The organism is Pseudomonas sp. NPDC077186 (assembly GCF_044543505.1).
GTDB lineage: Bacteria > Pseudomonadota > Gammaproteobacteria > Pseudomonadales > Pseudomonadaceae > Aquipseudomonas.
The window spans coordinates 726996-752241 of sequence record NZ_JBITWE010000001.1 but is presented as its reverse complement, the minus strand read 5'-3'; the positions used below and the strand labels follow the sequence as shown (position 1 = coordinate 752241).

The following is a 25246-nucleotide window of genomic DNA, read 5'->3' as shown; positions in this document are numbered from 1 at the left end:
CGATAGTGGACGAAGCGGATTGCCCTATTGATCCGTATGTTTCCTGCTATCTCAATGGCGCTTTATCTGCTAAATCGGCCAATACGAGATTTAGGTACGCAAATGAACTGCTGTTCGTGCTGCAGTACTTTTCGGAAAAAAATATTGACCTACCCGAACGAGTTGCATCGGGCATTTTTATATCCCAGATGGAGTACATGCAGTTCTATGACAGGTGCTGCTTAAGTAAGGGTTCTGGTGATGAAGCTATAAATATAAGATTTCTAGATATAAATGATAAACATCTAAGGAACATCATTGTTGCCAATCAGAAAGGGATGACAAAGGTCGCTAGCGAAACCTTTCAAGGTCGCATCAGACGACTTCGACAATTTCTTTTATGGCTGTTCGATGAGTTTCACGAAGTGCAAGATGCTGACGAAAAAACAAAAAATAAATTTAATGAGCTTATTTCAAAAATTAGGTTAGATGAAGATGCCCTTGGCAAGAATGGAGGGCAACATGTCGGCGATCCTGAGGAATCGGTGATCCCGGATGACGTTTTCGTAAAGTTTTTAGAGATGGTGATGCCGTCCTCTCCTAATAATCCCTTTAAAGCATCTAGGGTGAGGAATTACTTGATCGTCAATTTGCTAGTCCTAAGCGGCATCAGAAGAGGTGCGCTGGCAAAATTGAAGATTTCTGACTGTCTATTTCATGGCACTAACGATCAGCTAGCTATTTATCGATCTGCAAATGATCCAACAGATCCGCGCTCTGAAAAACCCAATCAAAAGACAAAAGCACACTTCGCCTCGGTTGATCCAGGTTTTTTGGAAAAGGTTAAGTTCTATATTGACAACGTTCGTATTGTCTTTCCTCGTGCGCAATTCCATGACTTCGTGTTTGTCAGCGAAAATGACTCTAAAGGCACTGCGGGTCAGCCTCTTTCTTTAAAGGCAATAAATGCAATATTTCAAAAGCTCTCTAGATCGCTGGGCTTTCATGTCCATCCTCATTTGTTGCGCCACAAATGGAATGAAATTTTTGATAAGAAAGGGGAGTCGCTTGGGGTCAATCCGGCTTTGCTTGAGGATGCTAGAAAATATGCCATGGGCTGGTCGCAAAATACGACTCAGAACAGACGATATAATGAAAAGCGAATTGCGCTGAAGACGAGAGAGATATCAATGGCGCATCAAAAAAGAGTGGATCCGCAAAAATGACTCGCGAGAAGAGGCGGGAAGTTTTTAAGTCTCTGACTAATGAAGGCTCATGGATTACGGCCAAATCTGGCCTGATGGTAAATACCTCGGAGGATGTATGGATATTACTGCCGAATAATGGAAAAGGAAAACGGTTGTGCGTTGACTGGGTTCATTCGTCTAACATGCCAGATGATGATAAAAAATTAATTCTGAGTGTATTTGTAGACTACGTGCGAACCAAGGCTGCGAGTACGGCGTCAGGTATCGTTTGCAATGTAAAGCCATTTATGTTGAATGGCATTCCGTCCTTAGCCAGAGTTAAATCTATATGGAGTGGGCTGCAGACAAACAATAAGAAGGGGCTCAATCAGTTCTTTGGGACGCTCTCTAGGCAAGGTAATACACGGTATGAAGAATATCACAAGTATACGCGGACACATTTGGACAAGGGTAAAGACAATACTCTTGATCCTTCCATTGGGGCACTAAGCGATATTGAGTTTGACTCGTTAGCCAGGCAGATCAATGAAAATATACAAGAGTTCGACTGGGGCGCCAGTCGGGATCTTTTGTTTTTTCAGTCGCCGAGGCTATATGCGCGGCTCAGAAATATAGTCACTAACAAGTTGTTGCTCTCCATCGTAAGGCGGCCAATTCAAATTGCGCTATTGAAATGGTCTGATTTGATCCCCTCGGGTGCGAGTTTTCGCGACGCGGGAATTCTTCCTGTGGACGAAATCGGCACGGTAGGGGGGCAAACATTGCAGCTTAGAGTGTTCATGGCTAAGTCTAAGGGCGCACAATTCTCAAGGGAGCGGCCCGAGCGCTATCCAATACATCTTTCCGAATATATCTCAGGGGTTCTTATAGACTATAAACGGGTGGTATTGGAAGGGCTCAGACTAGTGATGGACTCAGCAGAGATTCAAGTGGATCAATCTGAACTCTTGAGCCTCATGAATGATATGCCTATGTTTCCAGCGGTTGATTTTTTTAAAGTGCGATTTGACTCTTTAGATTTGTTCAAAAGCATGTTTACGCCAAAGTCTACTGCCTACCACATATCGGAGACTGCAGTTGCACACGCCATGAGATGGGTTCCGGTTGCCTCTGATCGAACTGTCGAATGTATGGCTACTTCCAATAGAATTCGTCACACCGTATTAACTCGCGGTGCTCAAAATGGTCTGCCCGCCGTTCAATTGGCCAAGATGACAGGTGTCACCGTGCCGGCTGCAAGGCATTACATAGATTTGGATTATGTATCTAGGAGAGAGATTGACACAAAGTATATCGGAAATGAGTTTCTAAAGAAGGCTTTTAGCCATACCTTAACTGTCGTTCCGGAAGGCGATGAGGTCATTGTCGACAATAAGTTCAACCCTGTTGGTGGGGCACTCAACAAGCATTCCTGCGCGACCTGTTCAACTGTTTTAGGGAGACCATTGGGGTGTTATGGGTGCCCAAACTTTCGTCCGATGCTAGAAGCTGATCACAGGTCGGTATTGGCTGATGCAGAGGGCAAGCTTGCTGCAAACCGCAACTCCCTAGTTAGTCCTATTTACGCCCGAAGTATTGAAAAACTGGAGAGACAGATTGTTTGGGTGAAGCAGACAATAATGGTTTGCGATGAAGAACTCGCAAGGCAGCGCACAATCAATGCTTAACAAATACCTTGGCCGATTGGAGCGGCTCATCAACGAATATCGCGAAGCCGAGCTAGCGCAATTTGAAGGACATGGCGGCAAGAAGGCGGAGTTTGATGATTTGGTCTGGTATCACGTGGACCCCAATACTGGCCGCCGAACCAGATTCTTGTGTGGTGTACATGGGCGTAAGGGCAAAGGCAACGCCGGCAACCATCCCATATACGCCCTTCCTTACCCCTATGACCACCTGATAAAAGTGTGGATCATAGAAACAACGAACACACCACTTTCCGTCAACGAGAAAAAAATTCGGACGTCGGTAGCTAGGAAATTGTTGTCACTCATGGATGGTGATCTCTATGAGCAATCAGAGTGCACAATCACCAGTCTTAATTTGGGGGCGCGTTCAGCTGACCGCTTGCGGCCGTTTCTCGCGTTCTGCGCTGAAAAGGGGGTGATGCGAAAGGTCAACCTGAAGGGCAGCGACAGCAGAGACAGGACGGGACATGCCACGTTTGACAATACGCTGGAGAAACTTCCAGATATCCAAGCAGTGCTTGCGCTAGCCGACATCTTCTCTACTGTATTTGAGTATGTGGATGAACATGGCTCGCTGCGCCCTGGTAAAGAGATAAAAATCCATGATGCCTTAGTAGTGACTTTTGGAACGCTGTCGCTGGCGTCGCCTAATCGAACTTCTGCGGAAATACCTGTTCTTCCTAAACAAAGACTGCATTGTTACTCTGAAAGCAATGGAGAGCCAGTTTATTACCTCGACTGGATTGGAAGTAAAGGCTACGGGAACAACAAGAACCACATACTTGCGGTGCTCGCTGATCCGATAAAGAAAGCCATGAACTTCTTTTACAAAGCATGCGAGCCAGCGAGAATTCTATGTCGATTCTACGAGAACCCGGACCAAAGCTTGAAAGCGTTGCTTGGTGGGTTCGAGATAGCGCCAGAACTAAAGAGGAATTTAAATTTAGCCCAGCGGCCCAATCTTTTCACATTGGGTTATGCATTAGGGTTCTATGGGGCTAATGATTGCGTTCCGATCCTTAAGGAAGGAGTTGATCTGACTTCCACCTATAAAAGTCAAAGAGGCCATTTTTTCGAAAAAAAACCGATTTATTCATTGCGGCCTAAAGATCAGTTGTCCGTGTCGCAAACAAGAAGTGCAGCTTTAGCAGGATTACCCCACTTGTTCGGGTACGCCAATATGCCAAAAGTTTTTTCCGATAAGTCTGTCGTTTCGGTTGAAGAAGTGCAGGAGTGGTGGATTGCTTTCTATAGGACATCAATTTTGCCGGAATTTCCACTCTCATTTTCAAGCGGAGAATCAAGTATCAAGCTTAAGGATGCCATGTTCTGCTTCTTGGGGAGTTGGCTTTATGGTGCGCCCGAGAGTGTCGGAAGTGGTGGGAAAGTTTTTCAAAAGACAAACTATGCGGTGGTGCCATTAGCTTCGCTAGGCGCCTCGGTTCTTACTCGACTGGTCGGCCAGGGGCGCTACACGACATCGATTTTTCAGGATTACGGATTTTCGTCAGAATTAATTCTGCGACCGCATAGTCTGCGGCACTTATCTAACACCCTTGCTGATTTAAGTAGCATTCCAGTTGAAATTATCACTGCTTGGTCTGGCAGAAAGAATCCCGAGCAAACCCATACTTATATTCATACGACTCACGACGAGAAAGCCAGTCGTGTGAGTGCGATATTGAATCCGCCAGATATCGACAGGCGGGATATTCGAGTCGTTTCCCAAAATCAACTTACACAAACCACCAACCTGCCGGCATCTGTCACCTCCACCGGTCTTTGTACTCAAAATCTTAATGTAACGCCTTGCAATTATTTGAACGATTTCGTCTCGCAGTGCTTCATGTGTCCGGAGACTTGTCACATAGCAGGCGATGTGAAGACAATCGAGTTTTTTGAGAAAGATTTATCGTTTCAAACTTTGAGATTAGAATCGGTAGCGTGTGATCCACGCTTACCAAACTCCCAGGCGATGAGGCGGTGGTATCTAATTCACTCGCGAAATACCCATATTCTATCCATGCTGAATGATTTGATGAAAAGTAAGCCTGTCGGAACGATGATTCGTTACTCAAATAAAAATTCTGAGTTCAGTTTGACCGATCTAAATACCAAGATCATTACAAAGGTCGCGTGTGCCCTACCGGATTTTGAGGCTCGCCTGAAGGGTATTATTGAAGATAAGACTGCCAGAACAGCATCTGATGCTAATCCCGAGTTGCGCTCTCTTTTATCCTCTTTCGGTCTGTCTGAAGGGGAGGTGTGATGTGGTAGTACCAAAAATATCAGCTCAGCAACAGCGTAAAATTGAGATTATGTTAGCTAAGTGGGTAGGTAAGCTGACTTGGGACGCGCTGGTCGCTAAGGTAGAGCTTGAGCTTGGCATAAAAACAACTAGACAAACCCTATGCACTTATGTCGGTATCAATACATATTATAAGAATAAAAAAGCTCAACTTCGTGGCACAACTCCTTCCCTGCTCACAAAGATAACTGCTTCTGAAGTAAAGCTTGTGGAGCAAATAGAGCACTTGAAGGCTGAGGTTGCGGTTCTCAAAAGAAATAATGCAGAGCAACTGCGTATGATTGAGAGGATGCTTTTGAACGCCAATGCCATTCCCAACCTTGATCTCTATGCCTTGATCAAGAAAAGACCTGAAGAGATACAAAATGGCTAATCATTCGTACACCTCCTCGACTATGCCGTATTGGGCACACGCTTGGTGTGCAATCCAAGGGGGCATCCAGGAGAGAAGAATTGCTTTCTCCCGGATATGACCATCACGCTTTAATTGCCCCTTCGCTGACTAGGCGAGCTGTTTGCGGGTCATACGCAAAACCGGTAATCGACCCATCTCGAATGCGCTCAACCGCCTCATTGATCACATGCAGCGGCACCAGAAACCACTCCCTAGGTTTGACCGGATGGCCGAAGCGGTCTTCGATGGTCAAGTCCAGCTGCGCCGCGCCGAACAGGCGGTGGAAGATGTTTTCCAGCCGGGTGCGGTTCAGGTTGTGCAGCTTGTAAGTAGCGACCACCTCCACATCAGCCAGCAGGTAGGTGGCGTCTTTGTCTGCGCCTGCGATGCGGGTTTCCACTCGGCCTCCGGTCACGCCGATCTTGTGGATCAGCTCGCGGTGCTCGGCCACGAAGGGGTGGTTAGACTGGCTGCGCAGCACATAGATAGTGCCGCTTTCTATGTCGTCCGGCTCGGCGATGTCGCTGAACAGTGGGCCTGAGTCGACCTTGATCAGCCGAGATCCGGCACGCCCCTCACTGTCCTTGTAAAGCGCCCGCTGTAGGGATCGTAGCAACAGATCACTTTCCGTCTCATTGGAGTAGATGACGCGCAAACGCCCGTTCGTCTCCGCATTCGGCGTTTTGTAGGTGTCCCCGACTTCGGCGACGTAGGCAATGAGCCCGCTCAGAATGAAGAAGTCTCCAGCCTCAATGCTGGCGTTCTTGCCAAAAGGCTTGGTCACCCAGCGCTTTTGCTTGAGGCCTACTTCCACTTCATCAAACAGCGGCTTGAAATTCTCGAAGTCTTTACAGGGGTTCCGAGCGGCCATCTCTTCTGCCGCCTTGATTGCCGCACTGGAGCGCACATGCCGGAGTACCGTGATGTCGTCCTGCTCGACGGACTCACTGCCGATGCCCAGCTCGGCGAGCAAGGCGTCCTCATCCAGGTCATCCACATTAATCGTGGTGACCGCAGTGCCTGACAGTAGGCCGTGACTATCCCAGCCTGCCAGTAGGGTTTGCGCCTCCGGCAACTTGCGCAGCTGATCCAGGCGCACGGCATACAAACGCTCAAAGATGTCGCGGCCTTCGCCATGCAGTGGGGCGCGGCCGTGGGTTTGATAGAAACGCTGAATATCCTCGAAGCCGGCGATGATGCGTTCTTCGCGAGGAGTTCGAGTGGCTGTCTTGAGCGTGGGAACTTCTACCCCCAGCGCATCCAGCAGGTCGTCATCGTTCATATCAGCCATTGGCGGATTCCCCCTGCGCTGCTTTGGCTTGGGCGCGGTAGCGTGCCAATGCGGCTACGCCTTCAGCCATGCGTTTTTCCCAGGCATCGGCAGAGTTGATGTCGGGCAGACGGCCGCGCTCGTTCTTAAACTGCAGGGCACGCTTAGCCAGTTCTCGCGCCTCATCTTCAGGGATGCTCACCTTCTTGGCCGCAATGCTGGCCTGCACCTGGCGCAGGGATTTTTCATCCATCGCCTTCGCCAGTACCGCATAGGCCGCATCGAAGGGGTTGATACGGTCGATCAGATCTATGTCCAGCTCGCGCACGTTTACGAACTTGCGCACGCCATCAAGCAGTGCGGTACTGCCCTGCACGTTGTCACTTCCGTTTGCATCTGCCTGCGCCAGAGCCAGCTTGGCCTGCTGGGTAATGTTCATGGCGGCGATGGCGTGCTGGCGAATGGCTTCCTGGTCAACCTCGCTCAGGTCGGGGTAACGCTCGCGCACGATCTTGCCCATGCGTAGCTGGGTCAGCTCTTCCGGCAGGGTGTTTTCCTTGTCGAACAGGCCGCGCTCCAGGACGGTTTTGTCTTGCAGGAAGCTGGTCACCACTTCGTTCAAGTCTTCTTTGCAGATGCGCGTGGCTTCCGTACTTTGCGGTGTGGTCAGGCCGTTAATCTCAACATGGAACTGGCCCGTGGCTTCATTTACACCCAGGTTGGTGCCACCGGGTTGATACCCCTCCGGCCCGTAATTGAAGCCTTCTTTCGGCCCGGTATCTTTCGGGGTGAACTCATAGCGCGGGGCGAGCACCTGTTCCATCAGCAGGCTGGCGGAAATGGCCTTGAGCATATCGTTTACCGCCTCGGCTACAGCTGCTTGATCAGCCATTGGCTCGGCGATCAGGTTGGTGAAGCGCGAGCGTTCCTTGCCCTCAGCATCGCGCGTGGCGCGGCCAATGATCTGCACGATTTCGGTCAGGCTCGAGCGGTAGCCGATGGTCAGGGCATGCTCACACCAGATCCAGTCAAAGCCTTCCTTCGCCATGCCCAAGGCGATGATTACATCCACGTTGTCGCGGTTGTTCTTCTGAGCCGGGTCTTTCAGTGCGCCTAGCACTGTGGAGCGTTTTCCTGGGTCGCTGTCATCCACAAGGTCGGCCACTTTCAGCGTGCGGCCGTCCTTGGCTTTGATCAGGTGGAAGCCGGTCACCGAGTCGACACCCTGCCAATCGCCCAGCGAGCTCATGATCTCATTGACCTCACGCTCCTTGTCTTTAAGGCTTTCGCGAGCAGCTGGATGTGGGATGTGGACGATGGTTTTCAGCGCCGGGTCCAGCACCTTAGCGACCGCATCCACGTACCTCCCAGTGTAGAAGAAGTAGCCAATATCCAGTGACTTGAGCCAGCGATAGCCGTTGAGCTGCTCGTAGTAGGTGTATGTCACCGTCTCGAACTTGTTCTCGTCCGACGGGGCCAGCACGGCCTCGCTGTCGCCACGGAAGTACGAGCCGGTCATGGCCACCAGATGCACCTTGTCGCGGCTGATGAACGCGCTCAGTTGGCTACCCAGTTTGTTGTCCGGGTTGGCGGAAACGTGGTGGAACTCGTCGATGGCAATTAGGCGGTTGTCGAAGGTGTCAATGCCCAACTCTTCCACGGCAAAACGAAAGGTGGCATGGGTGCAGACCAGCACCTTGTCGCTGCTGGTCAGGAAGGCACGCACGGCATCCACCTTGGACTTGGCCACACGCGGTTCATCAATACCTGGTGCATTACACAGGTTCCACTGTGGGGCTACTTGCCAGTCCCAGTAAAAGCCGTGTTGGCTCAGCGGCTCATCTGCAAAGCTGCCGCCAATGGAGCGCTCCGGCACTACGACGATGGCCTGCTGCAGTCCTTGGCTATGGAGCTTGTCTAAGGCGATGAACATCAGGGCGCGGGACTTGCCAGATGCGGGCGGCGACTTGATCAGCAAGTACTGTTCACCGCGCTTGGCATAAGCGCGCTCCTGCATGGTACGCATGCCTAGCTGATTGGCCTTGCTGGATGCCCCTGTGTGCGCGGTAGCAATGGATACCGACGGCACTGTGTAGCTGTTGGTCGGGTTGGTAGTGTTAGTCACTGTGATTCTTGCTCCATGAGAGTGCCATCGCCTGAGCATTGTGGATGCGGCCTTCAAGATCAGCTAACCAATCGCCGCAGCTTTCAGGGGAGGTGGTCAGGCTAGCAGGGATATCGCTCATACCTTTTTCCCTCGTGGCTTTTTCGATGCGGCCCCCAATGTACCCGCTGTCATCTTGGCGTAGAGATCAAACAGCTTTTCCAGTCGCTCGGTATCGTTTTTGAAGCGACGACCAATGTAAATACGCTCCAGCACTTCATCGTTGCGTTCGTGTGCATGACGCAAGTTGTCCGGCATGCTGTCCGGATCGTACAAGTCAGCGATAGTGGCGGGAAAATGGGCTTCGCGGGCTAGCAGAATGGCTTCAGCGCAGGCTGTCAGATCGATTTTGTTCTGCTCGGTGAGCAGTGGTATGGGGAAGGTATTCCAGCCGAGCAAGTTTGAGTAACGAATGTCCGTCTTCAGCTTTCCACATACTGTAGAAATCCACACATGATGAATTCTGCTGCTGATAATTGCGAATTCATAACTGTGCCCGCCGACGATTTGCATGTGCGGAGCAATAACGAGAGCATCACTACCTAACAGCCCCGATGTAACATATTCCCTTCGCTCAGATAGAACCTGAGGTATAAATATCTTACATGCCGCCGCATGCCTTCTTTCGGCAAAATACATTGGAACTGCGCTTAGCTTTCGAGTTGCTTCTCGATTGCTTGCTGCGCGATATTTGCGCACGCGATCAAATACGCCCGAAAACTCTTCTTCCTGAGCACTTGATAATGTGGTTGCCTCATCGATATATATATTCCTTCGCACAATCCCCCTGATGAATTCAGCTCCTCCTACGGCGACTTTGAAAATACTCTTATTTTCCGGATTGGCACTGATGCTGGCTCTGTATCTGTCATCGGAGAATGTGAATTCACCGTTGTCGTTAGACATGCTCCCATAACTCATTGCAGATACCTGCGACAATGGAGTCTGTCGCTTTGAGACAACAATGTCGGGCATTGGAACAAGATATGGGCCGATGTTCTCAACTCTGCGCCTAGACTCATCACCATATATGTATCGCTCAGGTCGAGCCCCGTCACGAGCACAGCCAACGATACTGCATGTTACACCTGCATTATTAGATGCATTGTTCGACCACATGAAGCTTGGATGACACCAGTAAATTTTCAGACTATAGCGAGAGATTGTATGGAGGACTATTTCAGCCTGCTCTCCTTGGAATAAGCTGGAGGTTGTCACAAACGAGAAGGCGAATCTCTCAACTTTAGAAGCATACTGCGCCGCCTTTAAGAGCCAGCAGCCAACGTAGTCTAGGTTTCCGGAATTTATGCCTTCGCTTTTAAATAGTGCCGCTATGTCGTCTTTTTGGTCTTTTGTTTGGTACTTTGTCCCAACATATGGCGGGTTTCCGCAAATATATGTTTCTCCACCTTCGTTCGCGAATTCGATCTCCGCCTGATTAAGTGGAGTACTGAACAAGTCATCTGCGAGTAATTTCACAGCTGTGCCTGTAGGAGGACAGATGTTCAGCCAGTCCAGCCATAGCGCATTACCGCAGATGATCCAATTTTGCGCATCCAGCGGTAGAAATTCCGCCAACGCATCCTGCTGGCCTCGATAGAGCACGTCGCACTGAAACTCGGCAATGATCAGCGCCAGGCGGGCAATCTCTGCCGGAAAGTCGCGGAGTTCGATACCGCGGAAGTTAGTCAGCGGTATTTCGGATTTGTTGTGGGCTTCGCCCCGGCGACGATTGATTTCCGCCTCGATCTCACGCATCTGCTTGTAGGCAATGACTAGAAAGTTGCCGGAGCCGCAGGCTGGGTCAAATACGCGGATGCGTGCCATACGCTTGCGCAGATTGAGCAGCTTGGCTTTGTTGTCACCGCATGCATCCAGTTGCTCCCGAAGGTCATCCAGAAACAGCGGATTCAGCACCTTGAGGATATTGGGCACGCTGGTGTAGTGCATGCCCAGTGCGCCGCGCTCTTCATCATCGGCTACGGCCTGGATCATGCTGCCGAAGATGTCTGGGTTGATTTTTTTCCAGTTGAGCTTGCCAGCGTGCAGCAGGTAAGTGCGCGCCATGCGCGTGAAGCGTGGCACTTCGGTACTACCGGAGAACAAACCGCCATTCACATAAGGGAAGGTGTTGGCCCAGCTGGGCAGGCGTGGCTGAGCAGTGGCGCGCTCGGCCAGCTTGATGTTCATGGCGCGGAAGATTTCCGACAGCAACTGGTGGGTGTTTGAACCGTCGCGCTCGCTAAACTGCTCAACTGTCTTGGTAAACAGACCATCGCCACGGAAGATATCGGTATCTTCGGCAAAGAAGCAGAAAATCAGCCGCGCCATAAAGTGATTCATGTCATGGCGGCGTTCGGCCTTGGCCCAGTCCGGGTTCTCGTTTAGCAGCTCGACGTACAGCTTGTTCAGGCGGCTGGTGGCGCGCACGTCGATGGGGTTGTCCTTGATCTCCTTGATGGTGGAGATACCGGCCAGCGGCAGCAGGAAACCGAAGTGGTTGGGGAGGTCCGGGTAATTGCAGGTGATGGTTTCACCCGTGATCAGCTCTTCGGCCTCCAGCGTTTGCCCGTCGGTGGCGAGGATGATCTTGGCTTTGGCTTTTGTGGTGGCCAAGCTGGTGCGCAGCGCCTTGAGCGTTTCGCCCACAGTGCCGGGCTCGCAGGCAGCGATATGAATGTTATTGCGCAGTAGTACGCCGCCGGGTACGTCTGAGGCGTTGTTGTTGCCGGCTCGCAGACGTTTGATTTCCGCGTCTTTTCTGCCAAATGCAGCCAGGAAGGTGAACGGAAACTCCGCTGCATCAAAGGGCTCAAGGGCCAGGTCCGAAATGGCGGACTCAATTTCTACTGCATTCATGGTTTACCACTATCCAGACGCGGATGCGCGAAGGCGGCGATTTTAGCCGCTAAATTTTTGGTGATGGCTACATCCCGGCGGGTACCTGCCGTTCTGTCGGTTGGCCGCCTGCAACGGCAACTCAGCACTGCTAAGCAGCATTGACGTATGCCTAATACAATCGGCAGCGGCAGCCGAGCGCCCTGAGCCAGTGACCGGGAAATTAACCACTGCACGATGCCGGAGATGATAAAGGAAGGCGCTTCTGTAGTGCGAAAAAGCCGCAGACCAGGTTTTGATCTGAGAGCGAAATTAGGCCCCGATCTGGTCAGGCCTTCTTGGACACCGCTCTCGATCAGATGCGGAGCTACAGCTCTGACAACTGAGGCAGAAGGCAGGATGGATCGCAAGCGAGCTCGCCTGCGATCCGATACAGCTTCTCGACGGTGATGTTTACTTCGCCACGCTCGATCCGGCCTACATAGCTACGGTCGAGACTGCACGCCAGCGCCAATGCGTCCTGGGAAATCCGGCAGGCCTTCCTCTGCATTCGGATGCGTTCCCCTAACGCCTTCGCCAACTTATCCATGACCGTCTCAATTCAACCTGAGGCGGCAATATCGTGCGTTTGCGGACGCACAGGCCACGGATTATAATCCGCATTTTCGTGCTATTTCTTCTGGTGCCTCAATGAAATCGGCCTCGTTTACCTTCGACAGGCGTCTGTATGAGCTGCTTCAGGAGGAAGGGCGTTCAAGGTTCACGACGCGTGAACTGCGTGATGCCTATGCCAAGCGCCTGGATGGCATGACTTTCCGTATCGGTGATGTGCGCCGCTATGTGTATGAGCAGATCCGCCGAATGCTGCGCATGGGTTGGGTTGTGCTCGATGAAGAGCGCCGTTCGCGGGGACAGGTCTACCACTTGCAGCCGATTCCGGCACATCTGCAATTGGAGCTGATCGACAACGGGTTCGAGAACAGCCATAAGACTGCTTGTGAGCCAGAGCAGGAGCCGTCAGCGTTCGATAATGCGGCGGTGCCGCAACCATCAGTCGATGCGGATCAGCACCTGGAGGCGCTCCTCAAGGAAATCAGGCTGGACTTCCTCGCATCGATGGGCGAGGCGGAGCGATACAAGCTGCTCCTCGATGATATGCCGCATCTCCGGGATAAGGTCGAAGGCGAGTACCTGGAAGCTAGAGACCGAAGCTCGCGCCTGCTGGGCCATCTTCGCGCCATCGAGAAGACACTCAAGACGCTTGCCTCCGCACGATGACCACACTGCTGCGAAACTGGCAACGCCGCTGCATCGACGCGGCACTGGAGCACTTTACTGCCACGCCGCACTTCTTCTGCCAGGCAACGCCGGGTGCCGGTAAGACGCGTATGGCGGCAGAGCTGGCCAGCAGGCTGCTTGAGCAGGACCGGATCGATCTGGTGCTCTGCTTCGCTCCCTCCTGTCAGGTTGTCGAGGGCTTTCGCTCGTCCTTTGCTGCGGTGCTCGGCAGACGCTTGGATGGCCAACTCGGCGCAGTTGGGGCAGCGTTCACCTATCAAGCCATGGAATACCGAGATGAGGCGTTCTGGCGACTCCTCGATGACTACCGTGTATTCGCGGTTTTTGACGAGATTCACCACTGCGCCGGCCACGATGTACTCCTGAGCAACACCTGGGGCCAACAGATTCTTCAGCGGGTACAGGACAGGGCCACCTTCACCCTGGCCCTCTCCGGCACCCCATGGCGTTCGGACGATAGGGCCATTGCCCTGGCCCGCTACTCGACGCCCGAGGGGCACCTGATCTGCGACTACCGCTACGGATTGAAAGAGGCCATTGCTGATGGTGTGTGCCGCTCCCCTCGCATTGTCCTGCTCGACAACCAGAAGGTGAAACTTACCGAGGAGCTGGACACAGAGAGCACTGTCAGGATGTTTCCCAGCATTGCCAAACTATTGGGGGAGTCCCCTGTCACCTACGAAGAGCTGTTGCGTCATGACGAGGTGATTGATCAGTTACTCGGTCTCGGGTGCAGCAAGCTGGATGAGCTTCGCCTGATCAAGCCTGATGCGGCAGGCTTGGTGGTTGCCACCGACATCGAGCACGCCCAGCAAATTGCCTTAGCCCTGGAAACCCTGGGTGAAGGTTGCCGCATCGTGACCAACAAAACCCCGGCTGCGCAGCAGGTTATCAATGCGTTCAGACACAGCGCCTGCCGTTGGATTATCGCAGTTGGAATGATCAGCGAAGGCACGGACATTCCTCGACTCCAGGTGTGCTGCTACCTCAGTCGCATCCGCACTGAGCTGCATTTCCGACAAGTGCTGGGGCGAGTGCTTCGGCGCACAGGCGAGCCCGATAATCAGGCGTGGCTGTTCATGTTAGCGGAGCCGACACTGCAGTGCTTGGCTGAGAGAATTGCAGATGATCTACCGGATGACCTGGCAGTGCTGAACGAGATAGGGATGCCAGCCTCCACTTCAGGTTCAATATCTGGCTGGATTGGGGCTGCTGGCAATATCGATGTCGTGGATGACAGTAATGGAAGTGGCATTGCGCAGGTAATTGGGGCAGGTGCTACATGCACCTTATCCCTGGGGGGCTCTGCCGCTGAGCCAAACCATCTGGTCAGCTTTTCCAAGCACTACCGGCAACAGTTGCTGGCTTGCTTTTGATGCTTGTATGGAGGACAGAATTCAAGCGTCGGCAGACGTGCTTGACTGAATCAGGAGATAGCCGCATTGACCCTTCCTCACGAAAGAACCCGCAGCGTCATCAAGACCGAAGAGTTCCTGCGAGAACTCGCCCGTAACACTGAGCTGCCTCAGGATATCCGCAGCTATGCGAAAAGCCTGCTCAGGCACTACCCGTCGGCCGACCAGATACTCTCGTTGGGGCGCCTTGAAGAGTGCCTGGTGAGCGATGCACCAGATGATGAATATCGACGGCGGGTGATCGCTTTCCATCAGCCGCTGTTCAGCTCGTCATTGGACTTCACGCGATAGAAATGAGAGCCGCAATGTCCAGCACTGATTTTGCTCTGTCGGTATCCACCCGCATTGCGCAACGGGTCAAGCGCTTACCCAAAGGGCAACCCTTCTGCATCAGCCGCTTTGCGGAGCTTGGAGCGCGTGGCGCCATATCCAAGGCGGTAGCTCGGCTGGTCAGCCAAGGCGAACTTGAACGGGTGCATCGAGGAATTTACATGCGCCCGAAATCCAGTCGATACGTTGCACGGGTTCGCCCAAATGTATGGGAAGTAGTGAGCTTGATCACTAGGCAGAACCGCCATGTTCTACAGATTCATGGCGCTCATGCGGTCAGGTTGTTTGGACTGAGCACCCAGATGCCGCTCATTCCGATCTATTACACCAGCGGACCCAGCCGATCATTTTTTATAGGGAAGGGTGAGGTCCGGCTGGTACATGCGGCGCCAATGGTCATGCAGCGTGCCGGGACCGAGGTGGGGACGGCTATCAGCGCACTATTTTATCTCGGTAAAGACGGCTCGACCCCGGAATGCATTGCCGCGATCAAGAAGGTGCTCAGGCCCGAAGACCTAACCACATTAATGGCCTGCAAAATGCCGAAATGGATGCGCATGGCGTTGGAGCTGACATGACCTGTTGCCGCCGGTGCAGTTTCCACCCACATGCCGGAATTTCATTGATCCAGTTTCGATCACCAAACGAGTTGTAGAATTTCGCTTTCAGACTGCTGGGTTGGGTCAGAATAGCGTCGGCACCTGGGTCAAAAATGCATTGGCGGTAATATTTGATGTTTGCGGCAGTACCGCCTCCCGTTCCGGATTGGCACAACAAAAGACTTGATTCGAATTCGGAGGAAACATGAGTATTTCGTATTACCTTGCATGTTTGGAGACCCGGCAATATGTCTGGGTTGGCAGGCTTGACCCACAGGGAGAGGTGCCGGTGGCGGATGTCGAAGGCTCCATCGCCATGTTCGCGCTGGTGAATCGGAATAAACCGTTGATCGTCGTGAGTGAAAGCCATCCGATCCTCGAAGAGGGAATGGAGTGGTCGCCGCCGGCAACGCAAGAAACGTGCAGCGGACAACCATGACGAACCACCGCCAACCGCATCTGTCGAAGACCTGCCATATCCACCGCCGGCATGGCACAGAAGACCTGCTTTAGCTAACGCAGCGGGGCTGGAAAATTGGCAGAAGGCGCTCCGTTGCGCAGTGCCCCCGGTTAACCTCTTTATACGAGCACAAGGACTGCCCGGTGACAGAGCCCCATGAAGACACCATTTGCGATGTATGCGCTACCACTACGAGGGTGCCGGGATACGGCGAGCAGTTCGGGACGCTCCAGGCGCTCTGGGGCTATGGCGCAGGGCATGATGGCGAACGCTATCGAGTCAATCTATGCGAAAGTTGCTTTTTCGCAGCGCTAGCGTTTTTGAAGCAGGAGCGCCGCACCCAGAATCTGTTCAGCGATGAGCAGCCCTGCGAGGAACGCCCATTCGGACTAGTCGAGCGTGATGACTACTTTGGCGATTCGTAGCCGTATCGTAGAAATGAGGTTGCTGGCTCGCCAGCATCGAGCTCAGGTCATGTCAGCACGACTTCTCGCTACAATGGCGTCACCCCGCAATCGTCTAGGGATCTCGCTTGACTGACACAAAACTCACTGAAGTCGAGATGCGGCGCGCACTCGGTCTCGATCCCGCGCCATCAGAATCGAAGCAGCCCATACCCAAACAGCACTCCACCTTCACACTCGTTGAATTGAGCGTGCGCAAGAACGGTGGCTCGCCGTTCCGCTTCGAGCACCACTCCCGTTCCATCAGTACTCTCGTTGCCCAACTCGAGGCCGAGAAAGCAGCACGGGAGAAAGGGTATGAGGTCTGGGTCGTGTTGGATATCAGGCAGGTTTCATCATAGAGCCACAACAGCCGCCAGTCAGTCCAGCCTCGCTGATTGCTCTGGGGCAATGAACGCTTGAGTCGACTAGAGCGAGTCAGTTCGCACTCGGGCAGCTCTTGGTCGGCACCTGTATCTTCCAGGGTAGGCCGCCTCAAGCTCTTACTTTACCGTCCATAACTGATCAATCCGCGTCGTATAGCTCGGACTCATCATCTCTCGCCGCATGCCCCAGTCCGGATTCGCCGGCACCCCTGCAGGCCGCATGGTTCCACGCCCCCATCGTGCATTGATCGCATCCGTCACCCCCATCACCCGCTCGGCAGCCACCGGCGGTGTCGCGACGAACAGGTCGTCGGTGAACTCGCCACGCTGGCGCAGATCAAGCAACAGGATTTCCGCCTTGCTGAATGCAAAGCCGGCCCGGAAGATCAGTTCCAGCCCCCTGGAGGCAGCCTTGGTTATCAGTCTGGTATCGTCGGTCGGATGCGGTAATGCTGCCGGGGGGCGGTGGGTAACCACCGTCTCTACCGCGCCCCCGATTGTTCTTACAGACATCGCGAGCTGCGGCGCAAGGGCGTCACCCTGCAACTGCTGTGGGAGGAGTACGTCTGCCTAGCCACTCCAGTGGCTGTGATCCACTACACCGATGATCCTGAGCCATCGCTAAGGCATGCAGCTAACTGGCCGCATTTCACCCTCAGGTGTCGTTTGCCTATCAACACCCAGCCGTGATACGCTTTTTTTACGCCAGCGACTAGGAGTAGCTCCAGTCTAATGTCTGGTACGTAGGGCGTTTTATCCAACTTACGCATGCCCGGTCGCAGGCTCACGCCCGACCGGGCATTTCGTATGTGCTATTTACAGGATGTAATCGGCTACGATTCGCCTCAATCGCGAAGAGAAGCTCAAGGTAAGTGATCCATGAACCCACGACCGCTACGCCAGCTGTTCGATGCCATGTATCACGAGAAGTATCGGTTCGAAGAGTTCTTGGCGCTGAAGCCCGAAGAACACTACAGCCCCGTCCGCTGGAACAGGCGAACCATTTATAAGCCATCCCCAACGCTAAAGGAGTTCCACCACTTTCTCAGTGGCTTCCTCCTTGACTATCTTCCAGTCGATCAATCGGTCTCGTTTGCCTATCGTAGAGGAGCAACGCTTCTACAAGCTGTCGCGCCCCACGCACACAGCCGAGCCTTCTTTCAGACCGATCTGGAACGGTTCTTCGACAGCATTACTTCGGATCTAATACGGTCAGTCCTTAATCGAGCCGCAACCCCTATCTCGGATCTACCCGAGCACATTGAGCACATTATTGGACTTCTCACCATCAACGGTAAACTGCCGATTGGCTACTCGACATCCCCCGTGTTGAGTAATGCTTGCTTATTCGGATTCGATAAACGGCTGGCCGTAATTAGTAACGAACGTCAATGGATATACACACGCTACGCTGATGACATCATAATCTCAGCGGAAGATCGCCTAGCGATTGAAGACGCTAGCCACGTAATTGAGAACTGCCTTAATGCTGAACTCGGCGATGGTTTTATTCTCAATCAGAGCAAAAGCAAGCTGACTACAATCGGTCGAAAGGTGAAGCTACTAGGGCTTGTAATTTTGCCCACTGGCACTATTGCCATTGATCGTGACGTTAGAAATAAGATGGAGTCTTGGCTCTACTTCTATATAAAAGACCGCTCCCGATTGGCCAAGATATTCCAAGAGGAGCGAAGCGAGGGAATGGAAGAGGGTCTGCAAAGGCTCAGTGGCTTTATCAGTTACGCCTACGCAGTCGATCCGGCTTATCTAGAAAAACTCAGGTCGAAGTTTGGAAATACCGTCATTGATAGCTTCCTGCACAGGTCTGCTCAATGAATCGCCTCCAAGTGAGTCTCGAGTCGATTCAACACGTCACTAGTCTCACATTGGATTTGGATCTATCAACCCCTGGACTGGTTTGCTTAGTAGGGCGAAACGGCGCTGGTAAAACGACCTTGGTTCGGGCGTTGCGCAACCTAGCTAGTGCCGATACTTTTGTCAGGACTGCAACACCCTACGCGTTCTCCCCTAATAGCCGTATCACCTATGCCGTAGACGGTGTCGAGATAGTGTTCGCGTATGACGATAAAATTCGATCATTAAACTGCAGAGGATCTATCCCGCCCGAACTGCGCGACCTCATCGCAGCCGAGCTGCCGATGCCCCACGGTACACGCTTCAACTACTTCAAAAGCGCTAGCGAGGCTGACCGGGACATTCGCAGGGCAATTGCACTTGGCAATCATGCCCATCCCGAGGAGCTAATTTCCTTCCTCGCCGCAATATATGGTTCTACACGTTATTCGAGCACTGTAGAGGTGAGCGTTAAAGGAAAGAGCTACTACGCCGTCGTCAGGACCGACGGAACCTACATCCGAGAAGACTACCTAAGTTCTGGTGAATATTTCCTGATAAATCTTTACCGAACCATTAAAGGGTCTGCAAAGCTCATCGTTATTGATGAAATAGATATTTCTCTGGATACGGCGGCTCAAGCAAATCTAGCGGCGTGGCTAAGAACTTTCTGTAGTCAGTACGGGCGCAAGATTCTATTTACAACACATTCGCTTGCCCTAATGCAGCAGCTTTGGTCGGACGAGCTATTTTACATTGAGGACAGCAGCGGGCATATTTCCATAAGCCCAACGTCCTACAGCTTCGCGAAAGCGCGCCTTTTCGGATTCTTAGGATGGGACAAATACATTCTGACGGAAGACCAAGTGCTGCTTGGTTTTATTCAAGCCGTAATAGAAAAATACTGCCCTCAAACTTTTTTTCGCTACAAAATCATCCCCATTGGTGGAGGAGCGCAGGTAACCACACTAATGGGGCACAACGTGCATGAGCAGTTCTTGTCTTCACCAGAAGAGGTAATTGCTATCTTGGACGGGGACCAGAAAAACGAGAAATTCTTCGGTCATCCCGGTGTTCACATGGTACCCATTGAGAGCGTTGAGAAAGCCATCTACGCATATAGCCAGGCAGACGACGACTTCCCATTTGTGACGGATAGGAAAAATTTCACAAGCGCCAAGGACTTCCACAACTATCTTCAGCAAAAGAAGTTGGCATCGCAGAAACAGATCTTCGAATATTTGATAAGCAAAAATGAAGAGGCGCTTCAAACCATAGGCGGCGTGCTTCGCAATTTCCTTGCTCCTCCTGCCTGAGCGAGAATCGCTTCTGGCCGAAGGCGGTCGGCGGGAACGAGGGGTTAGGTTATCGATAAGCCAGAAATATCAAAGGGCGTTTCAGTCCTGTGTTCTTAATTTGCGATCCTGCATAGCTCGACCTGATACCCCATGGCAATCAAGCGCTGAGCAAACTGCCGGAAGTTAACCTTCGAGAAAAAAGGCATATGGAGACGCTCATTGGTTTGCATAATGGCGAATACGATCTTATTTCTGGGCTGCCTAGCAGAATCGAATGCGAATTGAAAATCACCATTTTGGGCTAAATGTTCGTTAACCTGAACGACTACCTCAGGTGCATTGATAAGTGCTTCGGCGGATACGTATGCCTGTGAGAACAAGTGGCTCAGCACACTGGATGAAGAATATTTTTTTACGTGGATGATGCGGTGATCTGGCGTAAGAAGGTCGCAGAACTCGAATGAACTCGAAGCACCACTCAAGCGAACAAGCTTTTGATCAAGAAGATAAAAATTTGTATTGTCGGCGATCCGTCTTAAGTACGGCCCTTCGTGATCGGTGCCGTACCGAGGAAACTCAAGATCGGATATCGTAGTCGCATCGAAATATCGGTTGACCTGATCGGTGTAGTCACGATCAATCTGATACCAATCCCCTTCACTAAGTAGGTAGATCTTTTCTTCGAACTCGATCTCTGCTTCAAGACAATCGTAGAGAGGCCATTTTGCGCATTGCTGCTCGTCAGCACCGTACAGATAAATATTCTCGGCGGTTAATGATTGTAGCGAAACTGTTCCGAGAATTTGCTTTGCCAGAAGGGCTTGCCGGAGATCCAAATCGAAGGAAATTACAGGGCCGTTCAGTGTTCGAGCACGATGCCTCACATACCCAAAACCACTGATATCGTCTGGCAGCAACATCGGAGCTGCCGCGCGGACTTGATCAAACTCTTGTGCATTGATCGTAACTACAAGCAAGTCATCAAGCTGTCCCACAAGCGCGGAATCTCGAACCGGAACGATGAAATCCATCCACGGATACTTTTCCTTGCAACGCTCATCCTCATAGGCAACCAATAATCGTGCTGCGATCTCTGGAAACTCTTCCAACTGGACATCGGAGTGCAAAGCCAGTGAGTCCGAACCACTAACATACTCGCCCTCATCTTGGTCGCTCTCTACTACACCGGTAAGCGACTTGAGTATCTCCGAATCAAACTTGAAATCGAATTCTGAAATAGATAAATGCTTGGCGGACTGCGCCTTAGAGCGCAGTGGGGTTCGATCAATGTTCGACTTCTCAACTGATTTGATGAGCAGTGGATCAGTCAGGCTAAGTGCGGTTCTCAGCCCAAAATAGCGCTCGATTCCTAGCCCGTCGATCAGATGCCGAGCATGGCCGAAAGTAAAGCAGAACACGCGATCCTGAATCGCCATGACGAGTAGAGCTTTGAGTGAGCGCCCTGTCAGATCAAGCTGTGCAACCTCTGGGACATCCTTAAACAGTTGAGTCCATTTAGGATGGGATGGGTTTGTTTGATGATAAAAAAGACAATCCACGTCCCGCAGTGAAAACTGAATAGGCTGCAGCCTGATCTCATCAGAAAGAGCATCGAAGATAGAACGTCCTTTTTTGAGCAAGAACACGTTGATAGTGATCTTCACACGCCCTCCATGACTAGCTGAAATGATGTCAAGCTGACACTCACTCGTGCGCGCGTCAAGGCGATACGACGTAAGGCCTGCCGCACACAGGTTTCCTCGTATAGCGTGAGTCAGACAGGAGCAGCCAAGAGGTAGATGACTGCCATCACTCGATAGTCCGCTCCTGGTCGGGAGTCGTCGGTTGCTAAAGGCCGGAGTCGGCCGAAGCTGTGTAAAAAAAGTTTTGAGCGCCAAGCGCTGATCATTTTATAATCAATTTCGGCGTTTTCTAACGAATTCTGAGCATCCCAACCCGGCCAAATTCCAAAAATTTTCGCGTAGCGACGCCAACCGCGAACTTCAGCGGGAGTTTTTACACAGCCTCGGCCAGGAGCGGCTGTTCAGAACTAAGTCTGCTTTGGCCGCAAACAGAATGTTCGGTTCAGCATGTAAATTGACCAAAAGTGTGACACTAAGATTCCAAAAAGCGTTTGAGCAAAATCAGGCTTATAAGTATGAGTATTAGCCAGCATGCGCGGGTTAGCGCATTAAGCCTGGACTCAGCGAACCTAGAGGAGGTTGAAAGCTTGTTTCGTGATTCTTCAATTTTTTCTTGAATCTCTTCTACGCCTACGACGATGTCGTCGTACTTTTTAGTGGAGCGCTCGAATTCGTCCGCAAGCAGTTTGATATGGGCGACTACGTTGTTGTTTAATGAAGTTATCATCCAAGTCGAAATGATTAGCCCCACGAGTATGACGAGATAGTCCCATGCGGTGGTAGCCGGTTTCAAGATGGCACCAGCCGCTACGATACCACCTGGAATAGCGAACGCCTTTGTTTGCTGGGCCATGATTGCGTCTTGGACCTTACCCAGAAAACTAACGCAATCACTTTCAATTTCAGTGAGAATTTTGTTCACCGAAAATTTGCTTACATAAACTTTATAGCGCTCATTGTATTTCTTGTATAAATTCGAAATGGACGCCATTATCACGCGGATGCTGCAGTCTTTCTCATCCTTCAAGAAATCCGTCAGCGTTTCTCGCATAACGTGACGTCTTTCTTCGCAATGAACGTCTTCGTCTGCCATCACTGCTGCATGCATTGTTTGAGCGTGCTTAATTCCGGCTGCATCGACATTGATGGTCATTAGCTCGTCACATGCTATCAGGTACGAGACTTCTAATTTTGTAAGAAGCGATTCTTTCGAGCTATAGAACACGTATTTGAGAGTCTGGCTTTCTTCGCCGTTGTTATGGCAAAGCGTTTTGAGCGTTTCTCTAAGCAAAAAATACAGGTCACTGAGTCGTGAAATTGAAGCATGCTGATCCTCATTCATCCCGATGATGTGCATGTGTTCAGGCTTTTTGCTGCGCGTCCTTAACGTATGCCACATTGACTCAGTATTGGCAAAGAAGGGCACGTAGCCTTCATCCCACGCCAAGGGCTCCAGCAGAAAAAGATCATGCCCAATCAGGTCCAGTTTTTCGGGGCTGTGGCAGCCATAAGCTCTGAGAAACTCATGGACGTCCTTCATATCCATCGACTGCGTGTCAAATATGAGCTGGTCATCATCCAGCGAGATTCGATCAAGCATCTTGGGATCCTGACGATGGATCGTCAGCATTTATACCCTTCAGCCTGTTTGATACGTCGCTTGGGAGCTTCACCTTCAAGTACACGAAGTCCTTATCAACGCTAAGATCAGCGTTGCTGTCGCCAACGGCCACGGCGTCTAGTTTCAGACGTCCCGCGAATTCTCCGGAGGGTAGCTTAAGATCCACATACCCCATGTTTTTAGCGGTGACACCAGAAGGCTGGAACTCTTCACTCACTTTAAAACGCTCAGAGTTTTCCGAGATAAACTTGATGAGCCCGTCAGATGGGGCGAATCTTCTTTCAGGCATTTATTAATCACGTGCTGAATTTCTGAAAGATGTATCCGCTCGCCTGCCTTACCTTCAATATAGCTAACTACACGTTTATGAATAGTGCGTCGCTCTGACGAGGAAAGTGTACTTGCCTCCTCTGTAAAATATGCGCCCAGCGCGTCTTTCAAGTTGTCAACGCAGACTTTTCCTGGTATTGAGTCGGAGCAGCCCAGTGCGACGTTGAAGAACTCGCTTTTGGAATTCCCTTTAATAAAGTAAAGGTAGGAATCACCTGTGTTTTGCGGGAAGCCTTTTTTGAATTCCGTCAAGTCCATACAGGCGGCCTGACGGAAATCTTGGAGGTTTAGGCTTTCCGTCCCTTTTGGGTTTAGGTTGTTGTCATCGTCAAAATCATATCCACCTCTTTTGCCTAGCATGACAATCAAGAGATGGTCTACCTGCCGGTAATCTTGGTAGTGTGAAAATACAACATAGCCCTCAGTGAGAGAGCGGCGGGCCGGGTCGTTCGCCTCATGGCACAGTCGTTCCATAACGCCGGTGACAAAGGCATTAAAGTCGCGATTGGTAGAGTATTTGGAAAAATTATCGGCAGCAGCGAGCATATTCGGGTCTACGTATCCGTAGATCCTCCCGCTCCTGGAAAACTTCTTGCCAATGAGATTTACAAAGTCAACGCATACCGGGGATTCGAGATCCCAGTCGTTGCCTCTGTTGCTATCGTAGAAAGTCAGGCCACCAAGCGTTTTTTTGAAAAATTTCGCGGCACATGCGTTCAACACAACCAGCGACTTTACCTCAGAGTTTTTAACCTCTGTATCAGTATTAGGTTGAGGAGTTTGTGTTTGATCATCCATGCCATGTTCGTCCGTAGTGACTATGAATGCCGAACGTTCTTGACGTCAGCTGCAAGTCATGAATGGTAGCACAATGATGGCTGCGAGCCCTGCATCACCGCAAACCAGTTGGGTTCGAATGGGTGGACGACCCCCGCTCCGGACGACTATCCAGCCGGCAAGCAGGGCGATGTGTTCGCGGTCGAGTTCAGGGTAGCGCGCATGTCCTGCCTTGGCCTGAACGACGACCCGGTGTTCCAGTACAAAGAGCCTTTTTCGTTCCAGGTCGCGACCGATGATCAGGCTGAGATGGACCACTTGTGGAGTGCGATCATCGACAATGGGGGCCAGGTCAGCTCGTATGGCTGGTGCAGGAACGAGTGGGGCGTTTCGTGGTAGATCACCCTGCATATCCTGACGGCTGTCATACCCAGCCCTCGATCGAGCGGCAGCAACGCGTGCGTTCGAGGCCGTGATGGCATGACGAAGATCGACATTGCCGCGATCGAGGCTTCGCTGAAGGCTTGATCTCCACCGCCTGAATCCAGCCCAAATGACTGATGCCTGCCTGTAGCCATATGCGTTTCTGGGGCTGCGGCGGCCTCTCCGCGTGACTTGTAGAGTTCCGTGCTGTCATGCTCCTCTGTTGCGACTCGGTCAAGCTGAATGGATCGTTGGTCAGGAGCTTCTATAAAACACAGGCATAATCTTGTTATGATATAGCCTGGATCAAGCTCGGTAGATGATACTGTCGTATAGATTTACTTAAGAATTTGTGTTGTATATTAAAAGCGTAGCCTCAATGTAGTGCTTTGCTTCGGATTGTTCCTGTGTCCGATTTTGGTAGTGTCTAACTATCTCAATCCTTCGCAAGTGGTGCGGGATGTTGCAAGGTGGGCGATATTTTTATAGTAAATTGGGTTTGTAAATATTTTAATTGGA

The 25246-nt window shown here is 51.6% G+C and carries 21 protein-coding genes and 2 pseudogenes; 14 read left to right on the top strand and 9 right to left on the bottom strand.

All coding sequences use genetic code 11. The features are described from left to right. Window positions 1-5 precede the first annotated feature (5 nt). From ACIGKL_RS03415 to ACIGKL_RS03400, 4 genes are read left to right on the top strand one after another with little or no spacing between them, the layout of a single operon-like run. Window positions 6-1205, top strand: coding sequence for a site-specific integrase (locus tag ACIGKL_RS03415; protein WP_397485295.1), 1200 nt, complete (start codon window positions 6-8; stop codon window positions 1203-1205). Continuing rightward, window positions 1202-2854, top strand: a complete 1653-nt coding sequence (locus ACIGKL_RS03410) for a hypothetical protein (RefSeq protein WP_397485294.1) — start codon at window positions 1202-1204, stop codon at window positions 2852-2854. The genes ACIGKL_RS03415 and ACIGKL_RS03410 overlap by 4 nt, the downstream gene beginning before the upstream one ends. Continuing rightward, on the top strand, window positions 2817-5144 hold the full coding sequence (locus tag ACIGKL_RS03405; protein ID WP_397485293.1) for a hypothetical protein: 2328 nt from the start codon (window positions 2817-2819) through the stop codon (window positions 5142-5144). The genes ACIGKL_RS03410 and ACIGKL_RS03405 overlap by 38 nt, the downstream gene beginning before the upstream one ends. 1 nt (window position 5145) lies before the next feature. Next, on the top strand, window positions 5146-5556 hold the full coding sequence (locus tag ACIGKL_RS03400; RefSeq protein ID WP_268128026.1) for a hypothetical protein: 411 nt from the start codon (window positions 5146-5148) through the stop codon (window positions 5554-5556). A 103-nt stretch (window positions 5557-5659) separates the two neighbouring features. Here the strand turns inward: ACIGKL_RS03400 and ACIGKL_RS03395 are convergent, their stop codons facing one another. From ACIGKL_RS03395 to ACIGKL_RS03375, 5 genes are all read right to left on the bottom strand, one after another. After that, window positions 5660-6868, bottom strand: coding sequence for a GIY-YIG nuclease family protein (locus tag ACIGKL_RS03395; protein ID WP_397485292.1), 1209 nt, complete (start codon window positions 6866-6868; stop codon window positions 5660-5662). Next, the gene (locus ACIGKL_RS03390) at window positions 6861-9011 is read right to left on the bottom strand and encodes a DEAD/DEAH box helicase (RefSeq protein WP_397486241.1); all 2151 of its coding nucleotides are present in this window, start codon (window positions 9009-9011) and stop codon (window positions 6861-6863) included. The genes ACIGKL_RS03395 and ACIGKL_RS03390 overlap by 8 nt, the downstream gene beginning before the upstream one ends. Further along, window positions 8965-9093 carry a hypothetical protein gene (locus ACIGKL_RS03385; RefSeq protein WP_257648654.1) on the bottom strand — a complete coding sequence of 43 codons (129 nt, stop codon included), beginning with the start codon at window positions 9091-9093 and terminating at the stop codon, window positions 8965-8967. The genes ACIGKL_RS03390 and ACIGKL_RS03385 overlap by 47 nt, the downstream gene beginning before the upstream one ends. Continuing rightward, window positions 9090-11870, bottom strand: a complete 2781-nt coding sequence (locus tag ACIGKL_RS03380) for a class I SAM-dependent DNA methyltransferase (RefSeq protein ID WP_397485291.1) — start codon at window positions 11868-11870, stop codon at window positions 9090-9092. Before ACIGKL_RS03380 ends, ACIGKL_RS03385 begins: the two co-directional genes overlap by 4 nt. A 346-nt stretch (window positions 11871-12216) precedes the next feature. Then, window positions 12217-12438 carry a helix-turn-helix domain-containing protein gene (locus ACIGKL_RS03375; protein ID WP_397485290.1) on the bottom strand — a complete coding sequence of 74 codons (222 nt, stop codon included), beginning with the start codon at window positions 12436-12438 and terminating at the stop codon, window positions 12217-12219. A gap of 101 nt (window positions 12439-12539) precedes the next feature. Here ACIGKL_RS03375 and ACIGKL_RS03370 point away from each other — a divergent pair, with 101 nt between their 5' ends. From ACIGKL_RS03370 to ACIGKL_RS03340, 7 genes are all read left to right on the top strand, one after another. After that, complete coding sequence (locus ACIGKL_RS03370) at window positions 12540-13127, top strand: hypothetical protein (RefSeq protein WP_062832656.1); 588 nt, start codon at window positions 12540-12542, stop codon at window positions 13125-13127. Beyond that, complete coding sequence (locus ACIGKL_RS03365; protein WP_397485289.1) at window positions 13124-14524, top strand: DEAD/DEAH box helicase; 1401 nt, start codon at window positions 13124-13126, stop codon at window positions 14522-14524. Before ACIGKL_RS03370 ends, ACIGKL_RS03365 begins: the two co-directional genes overlap by 4 nt. A 66-nt stretch (window positions 14525-14590) precedes the next feature. After that, window positions 14591-14854 carry a BPSL0761 family protein gene (locus ACIGKL_RS03360; RefSeq protein WP_023083089.1) on the top strand — a complete coding sequence of 88 codons (264 nt, stop codon included), beginning with the start codon at window positions 14591-14593 and terminating at the stop codon, window positions 14852-14854. 14 nt (window positions 14855-14868) lie between these two features. Then, window positions 14869-15471, top strand: coding sequence for an AbiEi antitoxin N-terminal domain-containing protein (locus ACIGKL_RS03355; RefSeq protein WP_397485288.1), 603 nt, complete (start codon window positions 14869-14871; stop codon window positions 15469-15471). Between the two features lie 226 nt (window positions 15472-15697). Then, entirely contained in the window at window positions 15698-15931 is a 234-nt protein-coding gene (locus ACIGKL_RS03350) for a hypothetical protein (protein WP_125851136.1), read from the top strand. Window positions 15932-16095: 164 nt separating this feature from the next. Then, window positions 16096-16377, top strand: a complete 282-nt coding sequence (locus tag ACIGKL_RS03345; RefSeq protein WP_397485287.1) for a hypothetical protein — start codon at window positions 16096-16098, stop codon at window positions 16375-16377. A gap of 107 nt (window positions 16378-16484) precedes the next feature. Next, window positions 16485-16757 carry a hypothetical protein gene (locus ACIGKL_RS03340; protein WP_397485286.1) on the top strand — a complete coding sequence of 91 codons (273 nt, stop codon included), beginning with the start codon at window positions 16485-16487 and terminating at the stop codon, window positions 16755-16757. Window positions 16758-16898: 141 nt separating this feature from the next. Here ACIGKL_RS03340 and ACIGKL_RS03335 read toward each other — a convergent pair. Beyond that, window positions 16899-17231: pseudogene (locus ACIGKL_RS03335) on the bottom strand (DUF4113 domain-containing protein); the annotation flags it as partial. A gap of 429 nt (window positions 17232-17660) precedes the next feature. Between ACIGKL_RS03335 and ACIGKL_RS03330 the strand changes: the two are divergent. Then, complete coding sequence (locus ACIGKL_RS03330; protein ID WP_397485285.1) at window positions 17661-18617, top strand: reverse transcriptase domain-containing protein; 957 nt, start codon at window positions 17661-17663, stop codon at window positions 18615-18617. Continuing rightward, window positions 18614-19951: an AAA family ATPase gene (locus ACIGKL_RS03325; protein WP_397485284.1), complete on the top strand. Its 1338-nt coding sequence runs from the start codon at window positions 18614-18616 to the stop codon at window positions 19949-19951. Before ACIGKL_RS03330 ends, ACIGKL_RS03325 begins: the two co-directional genes overlap by 4 nt. Before the next feature lie 95 nt (window positions 19952-20046). Here the strand turns inward: ACIGKL_RS03325 and ACIGKL_RS03320 are convergent, their stop codons facing one another. The 3 genes from ACIGKL_RS03320 to ACIGKL_RS03310 form a co-directional block, all read right to left on the bottom strand. After that, window positions 20047-21597, bottom strand: a complete 1551-nt coding sequence (locus tag ACIGKL_RS03320; protein ID WP_397485282.1) for a TIGR04141 family sporadically distributed protein — start codon at window positions 21595-21597, stop codon at window positions 20047-20049. 451 nt (window positions 21598-22048) lie between these two features. Then, on the bottom strand, window positions 22049-23206 hold the full coding sequence (locus tag ACIGKL_RS03315) for a hypothetical protein (RefSeq protein WP_397485281.1): 1158 nt from the start codon (window positions 23204-23206) through the stop codon (window positions 22049-22051). A gap of 204 nt (window positions 23207-23410) precedes the next feature. Then, window positions 23411-24325 (bottom strand): nucleoid-associated protein, encoded by a 915-nt coding sequence (locus ACIGKL_RS03310; RefSeq protein WP_397485280.1) that lies wholly within the window; start codon window positions 24323-24325, stop codon window positions 23411-23413. A gap of 135 nt (window positions 24326-24460) precedes the next feature. Between ACIGKL_RS03310 and ACIGKL_RS03305 the strand changes: the two are divergent. Next, window positions 24461-24832, top strand: a pseudogene (locus ACIGKL_RS03305) (VOC family protein); the annotation flags it as partial. Between the last annotated feature and the right edge of the window lie 414 nt (window positions 24833-25246).